Annotated in this window: 11 protein-coding genes and 4 tRNA genes; 12 read left to right on the top strand and 3 right to left on the bottom strand. The window is 52.3% G+C overall.

Annotated features, from left to right (window positions below):
- The first annotated feature begins 24 nt into the window (after positions 1 to 24).
- Positions 25 to 1,218 (top strand): glycosyltransferase, encoded by a 1,194-nt coding sequence (locus tag O5O45_RS17845; RefSeq protein WP_305900719.1) that lies wholly within the window; start codon positions 25 to 27, stop codon positions 1,216 to 1,218.
- A 64-nt stretch (positions 1,219 to 1,282) separates the two neighbouring features.
- Here the strand turns inward: O5O45_RS17845 and O5O45_RS17840 are convergent, their stop codons facing one another.
- Positions 1,283 to 2,602 carry a Na+/H+ antiporter NhaC family protein gene (locus O5O45_RS17840; RefSeq protein WP_305900718.1) on the bottom strand — a complete coding sequence of 440 codons (1,320 nt, stop codon included), beginning with the start codon at positions 2,600 to 2,602 and terminating at the stop codon, positions 1,283 to 1,285.
- A gap of 375 nt (positions 2,603 to 2,977) precedes the next feature.
- On the opposite strand from O5O45_RS17840, the gene O5O45_RS17835 reads away from it, so the two are divergent.
- Positions 2,978 to 4,666, top strand: coding sequence for a S8 family peptidase (locus tag O5O45_RS17835; RefSeq protein ID WP_305900717.1), 1,689 nt, complete (start codon positions 2,978 to 2,980; stop codon positions 4,664 to 4,666).
- A 16-nt stretch (positions 4,667 to 4,682) separates the two neighbouring features.
- Here the strand turns inward: O5O45_RS17835 and rtcR are convergent, their stop codons facing one another.
- On the bottom strand, positions 4,683 to 6,317 hold the full coding sequence (rtcR, locus tag O5O45_RS17830; protein WP_305900716.1) for an RNA repair transcriptional activator RtcR: 1,635 nt from the start codon (positions 6,315 to 6,317) through the stop codon (positions 4,683 to 4,685).
- Between the two features lie 248 nt (positions 6,318 to 6,565).
- On the opposite strand from rtcR, the gene O5O45_RS17825 reads away from it, so the two are divergent.
- The 3 genes from O5O45_RS17825 (at position 6,566) to O5O45_RS17815 (ending at position 6,823) form a co-directional block, all read left to right on the top strand.
- Positions 6,566 to 6,642: transfer RNA gene (locus tag O5O45_RS17825), tRNA-Met, on the top strand.
- Between the two features lie 6 nt (positions 6,643 to 6,648).
- Positions 6,649 to 6,723 (top strand) — tRNA-Cys (locus O5O45_RS17820).
- 25 nt (positions 6,724 to 6,748) lie between these two features.
- A tRNA-Glu gene (locus O5O45_RS17815) sits at positions 6,749 to 6,823 on the top strand.
- 285 nt (positions 6,824 to 7,108) lie between these two features.
- On the opposite strand, the gene O5O45_RS17810 is transcribed toward O5O45_RS17815, so the two are convergent.
- Positions 7,109 to 7,195 (bottom strand) — tRNA-Leu (locus O5O45_RS17810).
- Positions 7,196 to 7,479: 284 nt separating this feature from the next.
- Between O5O45_RS17810 and rnr the strand changes: the two genes are divergently transcribed.
- The 7 genes from rnr to alr all read left to right on the top strand — a co-directional run bounded on the left by rnr (position 7,480) and on the right by alr (position 14,782).
- Positions 7,480 to 9,906, top strand: coding sequence for a ribonuclease R (gene rnr, locus O5O45_RS17805; protein ID WP_305900715.1), 2,427 nt, complete (start codon positions 7,480 to 7,482; stop codon positions 9,904 to 9,906).
- A 77-nt stretch (positions 9,907 to 9,983) separates the two neighbouring features.
- The gene (rlmB, locus tag O5O45_RS17800) at positions 9,984 to 10,727 is read left to right on the top strand and encodes a 23S rRNA (guanosine(2251)-2'-O)-methyltransferase RlmB (protein WP_305900714.1); all 744 of its coding nucleotides are present in this window, start codon (positions 9,984 to 9,986) and stop codon (positions 10,725 to 10,727) included.
- 126 nt (positions 10,728 to 10,853) lie between these two features.
- Entirely contained in the window at positions 10,854 to 11,273 is a 420-nt protein-coding gene (gene rpsF / locus O5O45_RS17795; protein ID WP_305900713.1) for a 30S ribosomal protein S6, read from the top strand.
- A gap of 16 nt (positions 11,274 to 11,289) precedes the next feature.
- Positions 11,290 to 11,520, top strand: coding sequence for a 30S ribosomal protein S18 (rpsR, locus tag O5O45_RS17790; protein ID WP_011395632.1), 231 nt, complete (start codon positions 11,290 to 11,292; stop codon positions 11,518 to 11,520).
- A gap of 123 nt (positions 11,521 to 11,643) precedes the next feature.
- Positions 11,644 to 12,090 (top strand): 50S ribosomal protein L9, encoded by a 447-nt coding sequence (gene rplI / locus O5O45_RS17785; RefSeq protein ID WP_305900712.1) that lies wholly within the window; start codon positions 11,644 to 11,646, stop codon positions 12,088 to 12,090.
- A gap of 140 nt (positions 12,091 to 12,230) precedes the next feature.
- A complete protein-coding gene (gene dnaB, locus O5O45_RS17780) occupies positions 12,231 to 13,658 on the top strand; it encodes a replicative DNA helicase (RefSeq protein WP_305900711.1) in 1,428 nt (475 codons plus the stop codon).
- Complete coding sequence (gene alr, locus O5O45_RS17775; protein ID WP_305900710.1) at positions 13,658 to 14,782, top strand: alanine racemase; 1,125 nt, start codon at positions 13,658 to 13,660, stop codon at positions 14,780 to 14,782. The genes dnaB and alr overlap by 1 nt, the downstream gene beginning before the upstream one ends.
- Positions 14,783 to 14,935 lie beyond the last annotated feature (153 nt).

Here is a 14,935-nt window from a genome sequence, read left to right as displayed (position 1 = left end):
ATTCAATAGTTTGATGTATGGATTATGTGTATTAATAAAAAAAACATCCTACTAGCCTGGGAGTGGGGTGAAGGTTTAGGGCATTTAAGCAACTTGTTATTCGTTGCTGAGTCGTTGCGGGAATCCGGATGTGAGGTTGTTGTTGCAGTAAGAGATAAGGTTGCGGCATCTAAGCTTATTCGTGACCCGAATATTAAACTCATTCAGGCTCCTGCATGGAGACGAAGAGCTAGGTCGATTGTTCATGATGTATCTAGCTTTTCAACAGTTTTATATAACTTTGGATTTACGGATCTTGCTTGTCTATATGACTGCGTCAGCGGTTGGAAGAGAGTGCTTCAAAATTACCAGCCTCAGATAGTTGTTTGTGAATTTGCGCCAGGGCTACAAGTCGCGGCTTATGGCTTGGGTATTGATACTGTTGCTGTTGGGAGCAGCTTTGCTGAACCTGACCCCAGTCGCTATGGACTCAAAATTACAGGCGAAACTGAAAAGCCTGAGGACATCGATCTTCATATGGCGGTGCAAGACAATATTAATCGGGTCTTATCCCGCTTAAAAATGGCGACGCTGGAGTCTCTGGATGAACTCTTCAGAGTAAAGGGAACGTTGCTAACAACCTTGCCAGAAATTGATGTTTACCAGAGAAGGGTGGATGGAGATTATCTTGGTCCTTTATCCATGACGCTTGGTGAATCTGAAATCCGCTGGACTGAGCATGATAAACCCAAAGTTCTGGCTTACGTTAAGCCAGACTCTATGTTCTTCGAAGCTTTGATGCTAATGCTGTCGCGTTCGGGATGTAACGTGATCGCTTACGTCCCTAAGTCTGATAAAAGAGTCGCCGCCTCTGAATATGTCAGTGACACTATGAAAGTCTTTTCAAGCCCAGTGGATGTAGTTTCGTTGATAGAGGGTGCGGACATTGTCGTCCATCATGGCGGGAATGGGCTTTTGTGCCAAACCTTATTAAAAGGCAAGCCTCAGCTACTTGCGCCAAATCACCAGGAACAGCAACTAAATGCGTTTAAGCTTCAGGACTTGGGAGCAGGCTCGGTTGTGGAAAATGCTGATCTTGAGGAATGTGAGGAGTCTTTTAAGCGGCTTCTGGCAGATGTGTCCTATTCTGAAAGCGCACAAGGAATAGCGTCTCGTTATAGTTTTATAACTCAGGATTGGCAGCGGGAAAAAGTACGCTCAGTATTTTCGCAAAACTAGGCGCCAATAAGCGCAGTTATTTGCATCAAAAAAGCCCGCAACAGCGGGCTTCCAATTCAAGTCATTAACTTTGGACTTTGCCTTTCGGCAGTCCGATGACGATTGATATCAGCGCCATAAGTCCCAACAGCCAGCAGTAGTGAATATTGCCGATCAGTTCTACGGGAGAGACTTTGGCCAGGGATGAGGCCAATAGCGCTTGCGCGCCGTAGGGGATGACGCCCTGGACGACGCAGGAGAAGATGTCCATCAGGCTGGCGCTGCGGCGTGGATCGACCTGATAGCGGTCGGCGATATCTTTCGCCAGGCTGCCGGATAGAAGAATCGCAACAGTGTTATTGGCGGTGCAGACGTTGGTCAAGGCAACGGTGGCGCTGATGCTCAGTTCGCCCGCGCGGCTGGTATGTTGCTTGGCGCCGCCCAGTCTGCTGATACGGTCGATGGTTTTCGCCAGCCAGTCCAGGCCGCCTTGCGATTTCATCATGGCGCCCAGGCCACCGATAAGCAGAGACAGGATCAGAATTTCCTGCATGCCGGTATAGCCGGCATAGATGTCCTTGGACCAGGACGCCACGCTGTAGTCAGGCTGCATGAACAAACCAATTCCTCCCGCCAGCACGATGCCGCTGAACAGCACCAGCATGACGTTGACGCCCAATACCGCCAGCGCCAGCACGGCGACATAGGGCAGGATGCGGATCAATTCATAATCCTTAGGCGCTTCCACCACGGCGTTACTGCTCTGGAAGTACAACCAGATTAAAGTCAACACCGCCGCTGGCGCTGCGATCATGAAGTTCAGTTTGAACTTGTCGCGCATTTCGCAGCCTTGGGTGCGAGTGGCGGCGATGGTGGTGTCGGAAATAATAGACAGGTTGTCGCCGAACATGGCGCCCCCTACTACGGTGCCGATGGTCAGCAGCATGGGGAGTTCCGTTGCATCGGCGACGCCGACTGCAATGGGAGCGATAGCGGCGATGGTGCCCATGGACGTGCCCATGGCGGTAGCGACGAAAGCGGTGATGATGAACAGTCCTGGCAATACCAGAGAAGGCGGTATCACGCTGAGTCCGAAGTTAACGGTGGCGTCCACGCCGCCCACGGCTTTGGCGACGCTGGCGAAACCGCCCGCCAGCAGATAAATCAGCACCATGGTGATGATTGTGTTGTCGCCGACGCCCTTGATAAAGGTTTCTATGCGCTCATTCAATGTTCCGCGCGCCATCATTACCGCCAACAGAATGGCGGGCAAGATCGCGACCGGCGCGGAGATTTGATAAAAGGCGTACTCAACGCCCTCTGACTGATACCAGAGGCCGCTGCCGACAAACAGCGCCAGAAACAGCGCCAGCGGAAGCAAAGCTAAGGGAGATGCTTGGGACATATTACTTCTGTATTCCACGAATGATTAAGAGCTAACCCGTTCTGTACAGATACAGGGCGCGGACTATAAAAAGGCGAAAGATTATAGGTAACGGAAAATTAATCTCTAATAATTTATCGTGATCGGGAGCTTTGTTTCGGTTATAAGTCGCGGCGTTTTAAGGTCATAAAGAAATATTTGGCGTAAAAACAGATCCTTATATTTTCAGCCCTAGCAGGGCGCTCAGACGTCGCCTTGAGCGCGACATAAGTTTTTCGTAGAGTCAACGAACTGTCAGCTTTTTCGGGCGTCGGGTCTTCTTTACATCCCCGGAAGTAGGGAGCGCTGGCTGTTCACTGCAGTACTTTAAGCAACTTCAGTCAAGGAATGATTGTTATGAGATTAGCTTTGTTGTTGATGACGGCAGTAGTATTGACAGGACTTCAGGGAGAGGGCACTTTAGCGCAAGACTCCGCTCTCCGACCGCAACGACTTATTATTCACTTTGCTGGCGATGTATCGACGTCCCCATCTTCTTCCTTTTCCTTCTCTTTAATCTCTCCCTCTGCGCAAAGCGCCATGCAAAACATCAATTATCTACGTTCCCTCGCTGTTGGCGCCCGCCGTTTGTATCAGGCAAAACGCTGGCTGACGCAGAGTGAGCTGGCGCAGTTGAAACGAGACTTACTTAGCGACGCCAGCATCCTTGATGTGGAAGAGGACATATTGCTACATAAGGCGGTTGCGCCTGACGATCCGCGCTATGGCGAACAATGGGGATACTTCGATGAAGTGGCGGGCGTCAATGCGCCCCCTGCATGGACCATGGCGACCGGCGCGGGTGTGATTGCAGCGGTTCTGGATACGGGAATCGTCGCTCACTCGGATATGGACGCTAATGTCGTCCCCGGATATGACTTTATCAGCGATCCGGTTGTCGCCAATGATGGCGATGGGCGTGACGCTGACGCCAGCGATCCAGGGGATTGGGTGGCGCAAAACGAATGTTACGACGGAGCGGAAGCGGAAGACTCAAGCTGGCATGGTTCGCATGTGGCTGGAACGATCGCCGCCGTCACCAATAACCATATCGGTGTTGCGGGCGTAGCGTTTAACGCGCGTATTTTGCCGGTCCGCGTGCTGGGCAAATGCGGGGGGTACCTGTCAGATATTGCTGACGCTCTGGTCTGGGCGGCGGGCGCGCCGGTGGATGGCGCGCCGGAGAATCTGCATCCCGCCAAGGTCATCAACATGAGCCTGACAGGGGAGGGGCGTTGTGGCGGGACCATGCAGTCAGCTATCAACATGGCGCGTCAGCGTAATGTCACGGTGGTGGTTGCCGCTGGTAACGCTAATGCGGATGTTCGTCAGTTTCTGCCGGCGAACTGCAAGGGCGTTATAGCGGTCGCTGCAAATAATAGAGCGGGCGCGCGGGCCTGGTACTCCAATTTCGGGCGCAAAGTCGACGTCTCTGCGCCAGGCGGCGAGACGGATGTGCTCAATAATGGGGTGCTGTCCATTTGGAATACCGGCCTGACTGTACCAGGCGGGGAGTCCTATCAGTTCTACCAAGGCACCAGCATGGCGACGCCCCATGTGGCGGGGATAGCCGCGCTCATGTACGAAGCAGACCCTGGGGCGACGCCAGGGCGAATAGAAAGCGCCATAAAGCTGGGAGCGAGGCCATTGCCCGGGGATTGCGATGGTGGATGCGGCGCAGGCATTGCTGACGCAGCGCGGGCGCTGGCGGCTCTGAATGGCGACCTGCCGTTGCCAGCGCGTGGCGTGTTAAGGCTGGAGAACCTGCGAGGGGAGGAAAACGCATGGGACTACTATCGCTTTGAAGTGCCGCGCGGCGCCATTGAGATGGTGGTCAGAAGCTTTGGCGGGACGGGTGATGTGGATCTCTATGTCGCCGACGATGTGCGCCCCACGCCGAATAAATATGACTGCCGCCCTTTTATAGACGGCAATGAAGAGCAATGTGTGTTTCCCAATCCCGAGCCCGGCGTGTGGTTTATCGGGTTGCGTGGACGCCATAGCTATCGCGGCGTCAGCGTCACCGCCAGCTGGCGTAAACCCTAGATAATGCTTACCCCTTTCAGACTGAATTGACTTGCCTGATGCTGTCAAAGTGAAGGCCGTACTTGGCCAGATATTGACGCAATCGATGGGAGTCGTTTGTCTGTTTTTTGCGTAGTCGGGATGCATTGTAAATGGTGCGTCCCGCCTCTGCGCCGTCCCGGCAATTTCTGCACACTTCGATGACAGCTTTCAGTTGCACTTTTTCAATGTAATCAACGTGCTCAAGCTGTTCTAGGTCGAGATATTGGGCCAGAAAGTCATCCAGAGATAAGCTGCTCGCCATGGCCGGCGACTCCGCATGGGACCACAGGTAACGTAACCGCTGCAGCTCCTCGTCTACATGATCCGTCTTGATGCGCCCTTTGTCCGCCAGAGTGGCCATGCGCACGATGCTGGCGTTGAGATCGCGGAAGTTGGCGGGCCAAAGCGCTTCTGGGGACAGTGCGAACTCAAGATAGCGGGCGCGGGCTTCTTTGTTGAACGTCACTCTCTCGCCATGGTTGCGTTCAAATCGGTCCAGTTCGTAGTCGATATTGGGTTCGATGTCCTGTTTTCGCTCCGCCAGTCCGGGGAGGCGGTAAGTCCACAAATTGATGCGCGCAAACAGGTCCTCTCTAAAGCGGCCTGCCTGCACTTCTTTGCGGAGATCTTTATTGGTGCCGGCGATCAGTTGAAAATCGCTCTTCTCCTCCAGGTCCGCGCCCATGGGCAGAAAGCATTTATCTTCGATGGCGCGTAACAGCATGGCCTGTTCATCCAGGCCCAGCTCGCCGACTTCATCAAGAAACACCATGCCTTTATCTGCGCGTTTCAGTAAGCCGTCCCGCTTATCCACGGCCCCGGTAAATGCGCCTTTCTTGTGGCCGAACAAGGTGGACATCGCGTTGTCGCCCACCAGGGTGGCGCAGTTAGTTTCCACAAAGTCGCCGCTTACCAGATTACGTTTTTTCTTCAGCTCATAAATGCGGCGTGCGATATGGGACTTACCGGCTCCAGTCGGACCGGTGATCAACATAGGCGCGATAGAACGCTGCGCGACCAGCTCGATTTGCTGAATCATCCGGTTGAACGCCGGGTTGCGAGTCTGAATGCCGGATTTCAGAAAATCTTCGCCTTCAAGATGGTCCTTGCGAAATCGCTCCGCAATCGCGTCGTACTTGGAAAGATCCAGATCGATAATCTGATGGCGCGGTTCAGTTGAGCCCTCCTTCGGCGGCGCTGTTTGCAACAGTTTACCGGGAAAAAGGCGCGACTCATGTAACAGGAAGATCACGATCTGCTGGATATGCGAGCCAGTAGTGATGTGGAAAAAATAATTGGCGCTGGGGTCAAACCTGAAGTCGGTAAGAAAGTCTCGCAACTGCAGATAGGTGACCTCCAGCTCCCATGGGGAGGTAAAGCTGACGTCGTGGATGGCGACATGTGTATCCGGGCTGACGACATTGATATCCGCAGAGACTTCTTCAGCAAGCGCCATGTCTTTGCTGGCGCTGAGCAAATGCAGCTCATCCACCGGGAAGACCTCAGCGCGCTGAGTGATGGAGACATTCGGCCGCCAGCGCTCCCAGCGCTTCTCAAACTTACCGCGACGCTTGGACACGACATCCAAAGTCGTACCGAGAATGGATAGGACGATATTTTTACTTTTCATCGAAATTTGGGGCGTATCCAAGGCAATATTTTGATATCCGGCATGATATTTATTGTCGCGCTTATAAGCTACGTCCAATACTGTGTTTTCTACTCTGTAATCTTATAAATATATATAAAACAACATCTTATTGTTCTATTTGGTGGGGTGAAAATAAGTTGGCACGCCGTTCGCTATAACAACTACAGATTCTGGCTGGCAGCCATACCTTCAGAATCCGGCTCGTCTGCGAAAGAGAGCCACTTTACGCCGCCTTAGCTTAATCGGTTAGAGCACTGGCTTCATAAGCCATAGGTTGTCGGTTCGAGTCCGACAGGCGGCACCAAAAAAAGAGGTCGTGGCAGAGCGGTATTGCATCAGTCTGCAAAACTGACGATCGCGGGTTCAAATCCCGCCGACCTCTCCAACGCATAAATACCCACTTTCCCATTGCGCCAGTCGTCTAATGGTGAGGACGCAAGGTTTTCAGCCTTGTAATGTCGGTTCGACTCCGTCCTGGCGCACCAATAACTTCCCTTCGTAGTCAATTTAGACATGTTCAAGAATGCGCCTATACGCACGGACGGTTTTTCTTAAAGGAGATGGTTTGAATTTGGGCTTAACGGATTATGAATTGGCGGCTGACGGCTGAGGCTTATCGAGGTAAGCCAATTTTTTGGATGTTTTGATTGACGCTGTCTATTGTCGAAAGAAGGGAGAGGTGTCCGGGGCAGAAACAAAAAAAAGCGCCTTAGGCGCTTATTTTTCAGAGTTGAAATTCAACTCTTTGATGTCTTTATCCTTAAATCAAATGGTGCCGAGGAGAGGACTTGAACCTCCACGGGGTTGCCCCCACTAGCACCTGAAGCTAGCGTGTCTACCAATTTCACCACCTCGGCACTTCAGGATGGCGCGAACTTTACGCGTCGCTTGGATCTTTGTCAACGCTTTTTTGAGGTTCAGTTTTAACTTTTTTAAAAGCAGGGTTTAAATTGAAAAAATTGAATAAAAAACAGGCGTTAAAGTGCTCTGGACGCTCAGTTTGTTCTAAATTTGTACATAGGGCGGACGCATCCGCGAGTAGTTTTTAAATGCGGGATTTATGTTAATGTGACGGAAAACCAACCATATCGGTCGCAGGTCCCGCTATGTTGATGAATTTTGTAGATTTAAGGTCCTTTTAATGGGAAAAAAGAAAAAGAGTAGTTTGGATCCTTTTGCGGAGCGCGAAGCCGCCCGTTATGAACACCCCACCGCAAGTCGCGAATTTATTCTTACCTTTCTTGAAGAGCGCGGCGCTCCCGCGACTATCGAAGAAATAGCTTCCTCTTTTAATGTGGTGCAGCCTGAGCCCTATGAGGGGTTGCGTCGCCGATTGATCGCTATGTGTCGGGATGGGCAGCTGGTGTGCAACCGTAGAGGCGCCTATGGCTTGCCCAAGAAGATGAATCTGATTCGCGGTCGGGTGCAAGGACATAAAGATGGCTACGGCTTTGTCATTCCTGAAGAGGGCGGCTCGGATTTGTACCTGTCATCGCGTCAGATGAAGCGGGTCTTTGATGGCGACATTGTGTTGGTGCGCGAAGAAGGTCGCGAATTCAAAGGCAAGCGTGAAGGCGTGATCGTTGAAGTGGTCGAACGGCGAACATTCGAAGCTGTTGGGCGCATATATATGGAGAGTGGGGTCGCCTTCGTTGTTCCAGATAATCCTCGTATTACTCAGGACATCCTGGTGCCGGAACATGCTCTGAATGGCTCCAAGCATGGACAATACGTGACATTGGAGATTGTGCGTCAGCCCGATGTGCGCGTTAACCCGATGGGGCACGTTAAAGAAGTGCTGGGTGAGCACATGGCGCCGGGAATGGAAATCGATGTCGCTCTGCGCACATATTCTATTCCTTTCCGCTGGCCTGAAGAGGTCGATGCTGAAGCTGCCAAATTCAAGTCCAAGTTGAGTGCGAGCGATAAGGCGCATCGAGTGGATATTCGACATCTGCCGTTAGTGACAATAGATGGCGAGGATGCGCGGGATTTTGATGACGCGGTCTATTGTGAGGCGAAGAAGTCTGGCGGCTGGCGCTTGTATGTGGCGATCGCCGATGTCTCTCATTATGTCAAGCCGCAAACGGCGTTGGATAAAGAGGCGTTTCAGCGCGGGAACTCTGTTTACTTCCCCAATCGGGTGGTTCCCATGTTGCCCGAGGTGCTTTCCAACGGCTTGTGCTCGCTCAATCCTGATGTAGAGCGCTTGTGCATGGTCTGCGAAATGACCATCAGCCAGAAGGGCAAGCTGAGCGGCTATAAATTTTATGAAGGATTGATGCTTTCCAAGGCGCGGCTGACCTACACCAAGGTGGGCGCCTATATAGATGACCCGGAATCTGCAGAGGGAAGAGCCTTTGCGGAAAGGTACGCGGACTTGGCTCCGCATATTCGCGAACTGCATAAGTTGTACTTGGCGTTGAGGCAGGCTCGGGAAGAGCGCGGAGCCATTGATTTCGAAACTGTTGAGACTCGCATCCTTTTCGACTCGGACCGCAAGATCGACAAGATCGTGCCGGTAGTGCGCAATGACGCTCATAAACTAATAGAAGAGTGTATGTTGTGCGCCAACGTTGCGACGGCGAAGCTGTTGGAGAAGTATGAAATACCCTCGCTGTTTCGTGTGCATGAAGGGCCTACGGCGGAACGACTGGAGAATCTGCGCGCGTTTCTTGGCGAGCTAAGTTTAAGCCTGGGGGGCGGCGCCAATCCGAAGCCGTCAGACTATCAGGCGTTGACGGAGATTATCCGCGGTCGGCCAGATAGCGCCACACTGCAGACTGTGATGTTGCGTTCGTTGAGTCAGGCGGTATATCAGCCGGAGAACAAGGGGCATTTTGGGTTGGGGTATGAGGCGTATACGCATTTTACCTCGCCCATTCGTCGTTATCCGGACCTGTTGGTGCACAGAGCGATCAGAGATCTGATTAGAGGTGAGCGCCCCTGCAAGAATGTGCAGCGTGTAGAGGGTGCGCCAGCCTTACCTAAAAGCGCTCGTTATCATTACGACATGCAGGCGCTATTGGTGCTTGGTGAGCAGTGCTCAATGACTGAGCGTCGTGCGGATGAAGCCACCCGCGATGTTATGAGTTGGCTCAAGTGCGAGTATCTGACTCAGCATGTAGGCGAGAAGTTTGATGGCATTGTGGCCGCTGTCACTGCGTTCGGGCTCTTTGTCGAGCTGAAGGATCTGTATGTCGAAGGGCTTGTTCATGTTTCCTCGCTGAAGAGCGATTACTATCAATTCGACGCGGTGAAGCATCGTCTTGTCGGAGAGCGCACGGGCGTTACGCATCGCCTGGGCGATGAGGTGAGGGTGCAAGTGGTTCGAGTCGGGCTTGAAGATCGCAAGATCGACTTGGAAATGATTGGCGAGCCCAAGCGCTCAGCGCCGGGTAAAAAGAACAAGCGCAAGGAAATTCTGGCGCAATGGAATGAAGAGTGGAAAAAGGAAAAGAAAGCAGGCGGCGGACAGCCTGCAAAAGGCGCCAAGGGAGGCAAGCGTTCCGAGGCGAGTGGTCCTTTGCGCAAGCCGCAAAAAAAAGGACGTCGCAAACGCTCATAGCAGTATAAAAAGCTGGCGTAAAGCAAACACTAAACCGGTAGAATGCCGGTTTTTTAACGTACTGAACGAGTTTAACTGTGTCTGAATCAAACATTGTGTTTGGGATGCATGCGGTAAGAGCACTGCTGCAGAAGCATCCGGGTAAAATTGACCGTTTGCTGTTATCGGAGCAGCGCCATGATCACCGTCTGCAGGAAATCGCGCAGCTGGCGCAGGAGCGTCGGGTTCCTTTTACGCAGGTGGGTAAGTCGGCGCTGGATAGGGCGGCCGATGGCGCGCATCAGGGGGTTGTAGCCTATCTGAAAGCGGACCGAATGAGCAATGAGACCGATTTGGAGGAGTTGCTTGAGAAGTTGGAAGAGCCTGCGTTGTTGCTTGTTCTGGATGGCGTCACGGATCCTCATAACCTTGGAGCCTGTTTGCGTTCAGCCAACGCGGCGGGCGTGCATGCCGTGATTGTGCCTAAGGACAAATCCGCTCCGTTGAATGCGGCGGCCAGAAAAGTGGCTTGTGGCGCTGCGGAGGTAACGCCGCTGATACGCGTCACTAATCTGGCGCGTACGCTAAAGCACATTCAAACCTATGGCGTATGGTTAGTTGGCGCAGCCGGAGAGGCGGAGCAGAGTTTGTATCAAGCGGATCTCAAAGGCTCCGTCGCCATTGTGATGGGAGCGGAAGACAAAGGGATGCGTCGTCTCACCCGTGAAAACTGCGATAGTCTTGTCAATATTCCCATGCTTGGCGAAGTCAGTAGTCTGAATGTGTCCGTCGCCACGGGCGTGTGTCTTTTCGAGGCGGTGCGGCAGCGCCAGTTTGGTTAGTTTCTGTTCTCTTTCGGGCTTGCAAGTCTTGCTGAACAGGCATAGAATGCTGCCCTCTTAAAACCACCATCAACTCCTTGCTTTACGAAAACGCAACGTAAGGCTGTTAAACCGAAGGGAGCTACAATGCGTCACTACGAAATCGTGATCATGGTTCATCCTGATCAAAGCGAGCAGGTGCCTGCAATGGTTGAGCGTTACACCTCCAGCGTAAATGCTGGCGGCGGTAAAGTTCACCGTCTGGAAGACTGGGGTCGCCGTCACATGGCTTATCCCATCAACAAAATTCACAAAGCGCACTATGTGTTGATGAATATTGAGTGTTCTCAAGAAGTCATCGACGAACTGATGCACAACTTCCGTTTTAACGACGCCATCCTCCGTGACCTGGTTATTCGTCGTAAGGATGCTGTGACCGAAGTGTCGCCCATCAAAGCAGCTGAGTCCCGCGAACAGCGCGCTCCTCGTGGCGAAGATCGTCCCGCCCGCGTCGTTGTTGACGACTCTGACGACGATACTGACGACGAAGACAGCAACGAAGAATAAGGTATAGGAGGCTATCATGGCTCGTTTCTTTCGCAGAAGAAAGTTCTGCCGTTTTACTGCCGAAGGCGTAAAAGAGATTGATTACAAAGATGTAGAAGTACTGAAAGGCTACATCACTGAAACTGGCAAAATCGTGCCAAGCCGCATCACCGGCACCAAGGCGCGTTACCAGCGTCAGCTCGCCACTGCTATCAAGCGTGCGCGTTACCTGGCTCTGCTGCCTTACACTGATCGCCACGACGACTAAGCGCCTGAAAAATTTCCCGCCATTTCATCGTTAGTGAAATGGCGTAGAAAAATCAGGTTCTTAAAGGTTTGCCAATCGGAAGCTATGAAGCTTCCGATTGTTACAAGATTTGAGGTAAACAAGATGGAAGTTATTCTTCTCGAAAAAGTAGCCAACCTCGGAAACCTTGGCGATAAAGTTAAGGTTCGCGCTGGTTATGGCCGTAACTTTCTAGTGCCTTACGGCAAAGCTGTTCCTGCAACTAAAGCAAATGTTGAGCAGTTCGAAGCTCGTCGCGCAGAGCTTGAAAAAGCAGCTGCCGAGAAGCTGTCTGAAGCTCAAGCTCGTGCAGAAGCTATCAACGGTAAAGAAGTGACCATCGTTGCTAAATCCGGCGACGAAGGTAAGCTGTTCGGCTCTGTTGGCACCAAAGACATCGCTGATGCAGTATCTGCTTTGGGCGTTGAAGTTGAGAAAAGCGAAGTTCGCTTGCCTGAAGGCGCTCTGCGTAACACTGGTGAGTATGAAGTAGACGTGCAGATGCACACCGACGTTACCGCTACCGTTAAGGTAATCGTAGTCGGCGAGTAATCTCCGGTCATACAAGAAAAGGCAGTCCGCTCTATGCGCACTGCCTTTTTTTATGCTCTCAAGACTTCACCATGGTCGTGTTGTCCATGCCTGCAAATTAGCGATAATAAGCGCTACTCTTAAAAGCTCTGCAAGTCATTATGAATGAGTCAGTAATACGTAAAGATTCGACCAAGTCTTCGGAAGGGCAAGGCCCAAACGCCGCCCTGGTTGGTTCCTCTGTGGTAAAAGCGCCGCCCCATTCGATTGAGGCGGAACAGTCCGTTCTCGGTGGTCTGATGCTGGACAACGCCAGTTGGGACAAGATTTCCGACATCATTACAGCGAAAGACTTTTATCGTTTGGATCACCGCCTGATATTTGGCTCAATTTCCCGGTTGGCGAATCTTGGTAGCCCCTTGGACGCCATCACTGTCTCGGAAGAGCTGGATAATCGCAATGAGTTGAGTTCTGCGGGTGGACTGGCTTATCTGAGTGAGCTGGCCAAAAATACCCCCAGTGCAGCCAATATTCGCGCTTATGCGGAAATCATTCGCGAACGTTCTGTATTGCGCCAGTTGATCACCGTCGCTAATGAAATCGCCGACGAAGCCTATCAGACAGAAGGGCGCACCAGCACAGAGGTATTGGACGACGCAGAGCGGCGGGTCTTTCAGATAGCAGAGTCGCGGCCCAATCAGGGTGGGCCGGAATCGGTCAATCCGATTCTAACGAAGACACTGAAGAAAATTGATGAACTGTTCCACTCGGATGGGGCTATCACCGGCGTTACTACAGGATTTCGTGACTTGGATGATCGCACCTCGGGGATGCAGGCTTCAGACCTGATTATCGTTGCAGGTCGTCCATCCATGGGTAAGACCACATTCGCCATGAACTTGGTGGAGAACGCGCTGATACTGGGTGGCAAGCCTGTTTTGGTGTTCAGTATGGAGATGCCTTCCGACTCTATCGTTATGCGTATGTTGTCTTCTTTGGGGCGTATTGATCAGACTAAAGTGCGGAGCGGGAAGCTGGATGAAGATGACTGGCCGCGTCTGACGTCAGCCGTTAACATGCTGAAAGATAAGCCCTTATATATTGACGACACGGCGGCGTTGAGTCCTACGGAGATGCGCTCCAGGGCGAGAAGAGTGGCTCGGGATCACAATGGCGAAATAGGCTTGATCATGGTGGATTACCTTCAGTTGATGAGGGTGCCGGGGATGACGGAGGGGCGTACGGCCGAGATTTCTGAAATTTCGCGGGGCTTAAAAGCGTTGGCGAAGGAGTTGAACTGTCCTGTGGTCGCGCTGTCCCAGCTTAACCGTAGCTTGGAGCAGCGCCCCAATAAGCGACCGGTTAACTCCGACTTGCGAGAATCGGGAGCGATTGAGCAGGACGCTGACTTGATCATGTTTATCTACCGGGATGAGGTCTATCACGAGGATAGTCCAGACAAAGGTATTGCAGAAATTATTATCGGTAAGCAGCGTAACGGCCCCATCGGGACAGTGCGCTTAGCATTTATGGGTAAATTCACCAGGTTTGAAGATTTGGCTCACGATTATGGCGGGGATTACGAGTAATGCGTCCATCCCGCGCTCTTATTGACCTGGACGCTCTGCGTCACAATATTCGCTTGTTGAATTCCATCGCTAAAAACGCTCGCTGCGCAGCGGTAATTAAAGCTGATGCATACGGTCATGGCGCAGTGGAAATTGCCCGCGCCCTGAAAGGGGAAGCTCCCAAGTTGGCGGTGGCCTGCTACGATGAGGCCGTGAGTCTGCGTGAAGCGGGCGTTACGACGCCGCTCTTGGTGTTGGAAGGCTTCTACAGTTCGGAAGAGTTGGCCGATTCCACGCGTTGGCGTGATATCGAGTGGGTCGTGCATGACCTGGAGCAACTGGACATGTTGTCTGATGTGGCGCCCCTGCGTAAGGTGGGCCCTAACTCCGCCAGGATGCAAACCTGGATCAAGTTAAATACGGGTATGAACCGGTTGGGATTGTCGTTAGATAAGCTAGCTGGCGTCGTTGAGATGCTGCAGCAGTTCCCCGGGTTGTCTATTATTGGGCTAATGACTCACTTTGCATGTGCTGATGAGCTGGATAGTCTGCTGCAGCAGAAACAGTGGCAGGCGTTTCAGGCTGGTATGCAGGCGACGGGATCAGGCAGGTGGAGCTACTCCTCCGCTAATTCGGCAGCCTTGCTGCAATACCCCGAAACTCATTTGGATTGGGTGCGCCCGGGAATTGCGATGTACGGCGCGTCGCCCATGGCTGATAAGACGGGGGCGGATTTTGGGTTGAAGCCAGTTATGACCTTTGAGTCGCGCTTGATTGCTACTCGGGAGCTGCAAGCTGGGGATTCTATTGGCTATGGCGCCGCCTGGACTGCGAGCGGCCCAACCAGAATGGGGGTAGTTGCGGTAGGGTATGGCGACGGTTATCCAAGGCAGATGCAGAATGGGGCGCCTGTTGCAGTGTGTGGTAAGCGGACAAAAATAATCGGTCGGGTATCAATGGATATGCTGACGGTGGATATTTCTCATATTCCAGAGGCGCGCATTGGGTCGGAAGTGGAATTGTGGGGCGGGGCTGTTTCTGCTGATGAGGTTGCAGGATATGCGTCAACAATCTCCTATACTTTATTTACGGGCATGACCTCGCGGGTTCCCAGGGTATACCTTAATCGTTTGGAAGGAATTTAAAGCGCAGCGTTAAGCGAAATGATGCGGATAGAGCCCGGTGTATCGGGTTTGCGAAAATCCCATCAAGCAGCCAATATTGTTAACATAATATCTTCGTGCGGCCCGCATTCTGGGGGTTGCCAAAGGCTAAGAGAAGCATTTAAGGGGTACATG

The organism is Hahella sp. HNIBRBA332 (genome assembly GCF_030719035.1).
Classification (GTDB): Bacteria; Pseudomonadota; Gammaproteobacteria; order Pseudomonadales; family Oleiphilaceae; genus Hahella.
This window is presented reverse-complemented; position numbering and strand designations above follow the sequence as displayed.

What these genes read in the sequence shown, in the direction of transcription:
- alr (WP_305900710.1), top strand. Translation starts at nt 13,658, where the DNA reads ATGCGTCCATCCCGCGCTCTTATTGACCTGGACGCTCTGCGTCACAAT.
- rplI (WP_305900712.1), top strand. Translation starts at nt 11,644, where the DNA reads ATGGAAGTTATTCTTCTCGAAAAAGTAGCCAACCTCGGAAACCTTGGC.
- rtcR (WP_305900716.1), bottom strand. Translation starts at nt 6,317, where the DNA reads ATGAAAAGTAAAAATATCGTCCTATCCATTCTCGGTACGACTTTGGAT.
- dnaB (WP_305900711.1), top strand. Translation starts at nt 12,231, where the DNA reads ATGAATGAGTCAGTAATACGTAAAGATTCGACCAAGTCTTCGGAAGGG.
- rnr (WP_305900715.1), top strand. Translation starts at nt 7,480, where the DNA reads ATGGGAAAAAAGAAAAAGAGTAGTTTGGATCCTTTTGCGGAGCGCGAA.
- rpsR (WP_011395632.1), top strand. Translation starts at nt 11,290, where the DNA reads ATGGCTCGTTTCTTTCGCAGAAGAAAGTTCTGCCGTTTTACTGCCGAA.
- O5O45_RS17845 (WP_305900719.1), top strand. Translation starts at nt 25, where the DNA reads ATGTGTATTAATAAAAAAAACATCCTACTAGCCTGGGAGTGGGGTGAA.
- rpsF (WP_305900713.1), top strand. Translation starts at nt 10,854, where the DNA reads ATGCGTCACTACGAAATCGTGATCATGGTTCATCCTGATCAAAGCGAG.
- O5O45_RS17840 (WP_305900718.1), bottom strand. Translation starts at nt 2,602, where the DNA reads ATGTCCCAAGCATCTCCCTTAGCTTTGCTTCCGCTGGCGCTGTTTCTG.
- O5O45_RS17835 (WP_305900717.1), top strand. Translation starts at nt 2,978, where the DNA reads ATGAGATTAGCTTTGTTGTTGATGACGGCAGTAGTATTGACAGGACTT.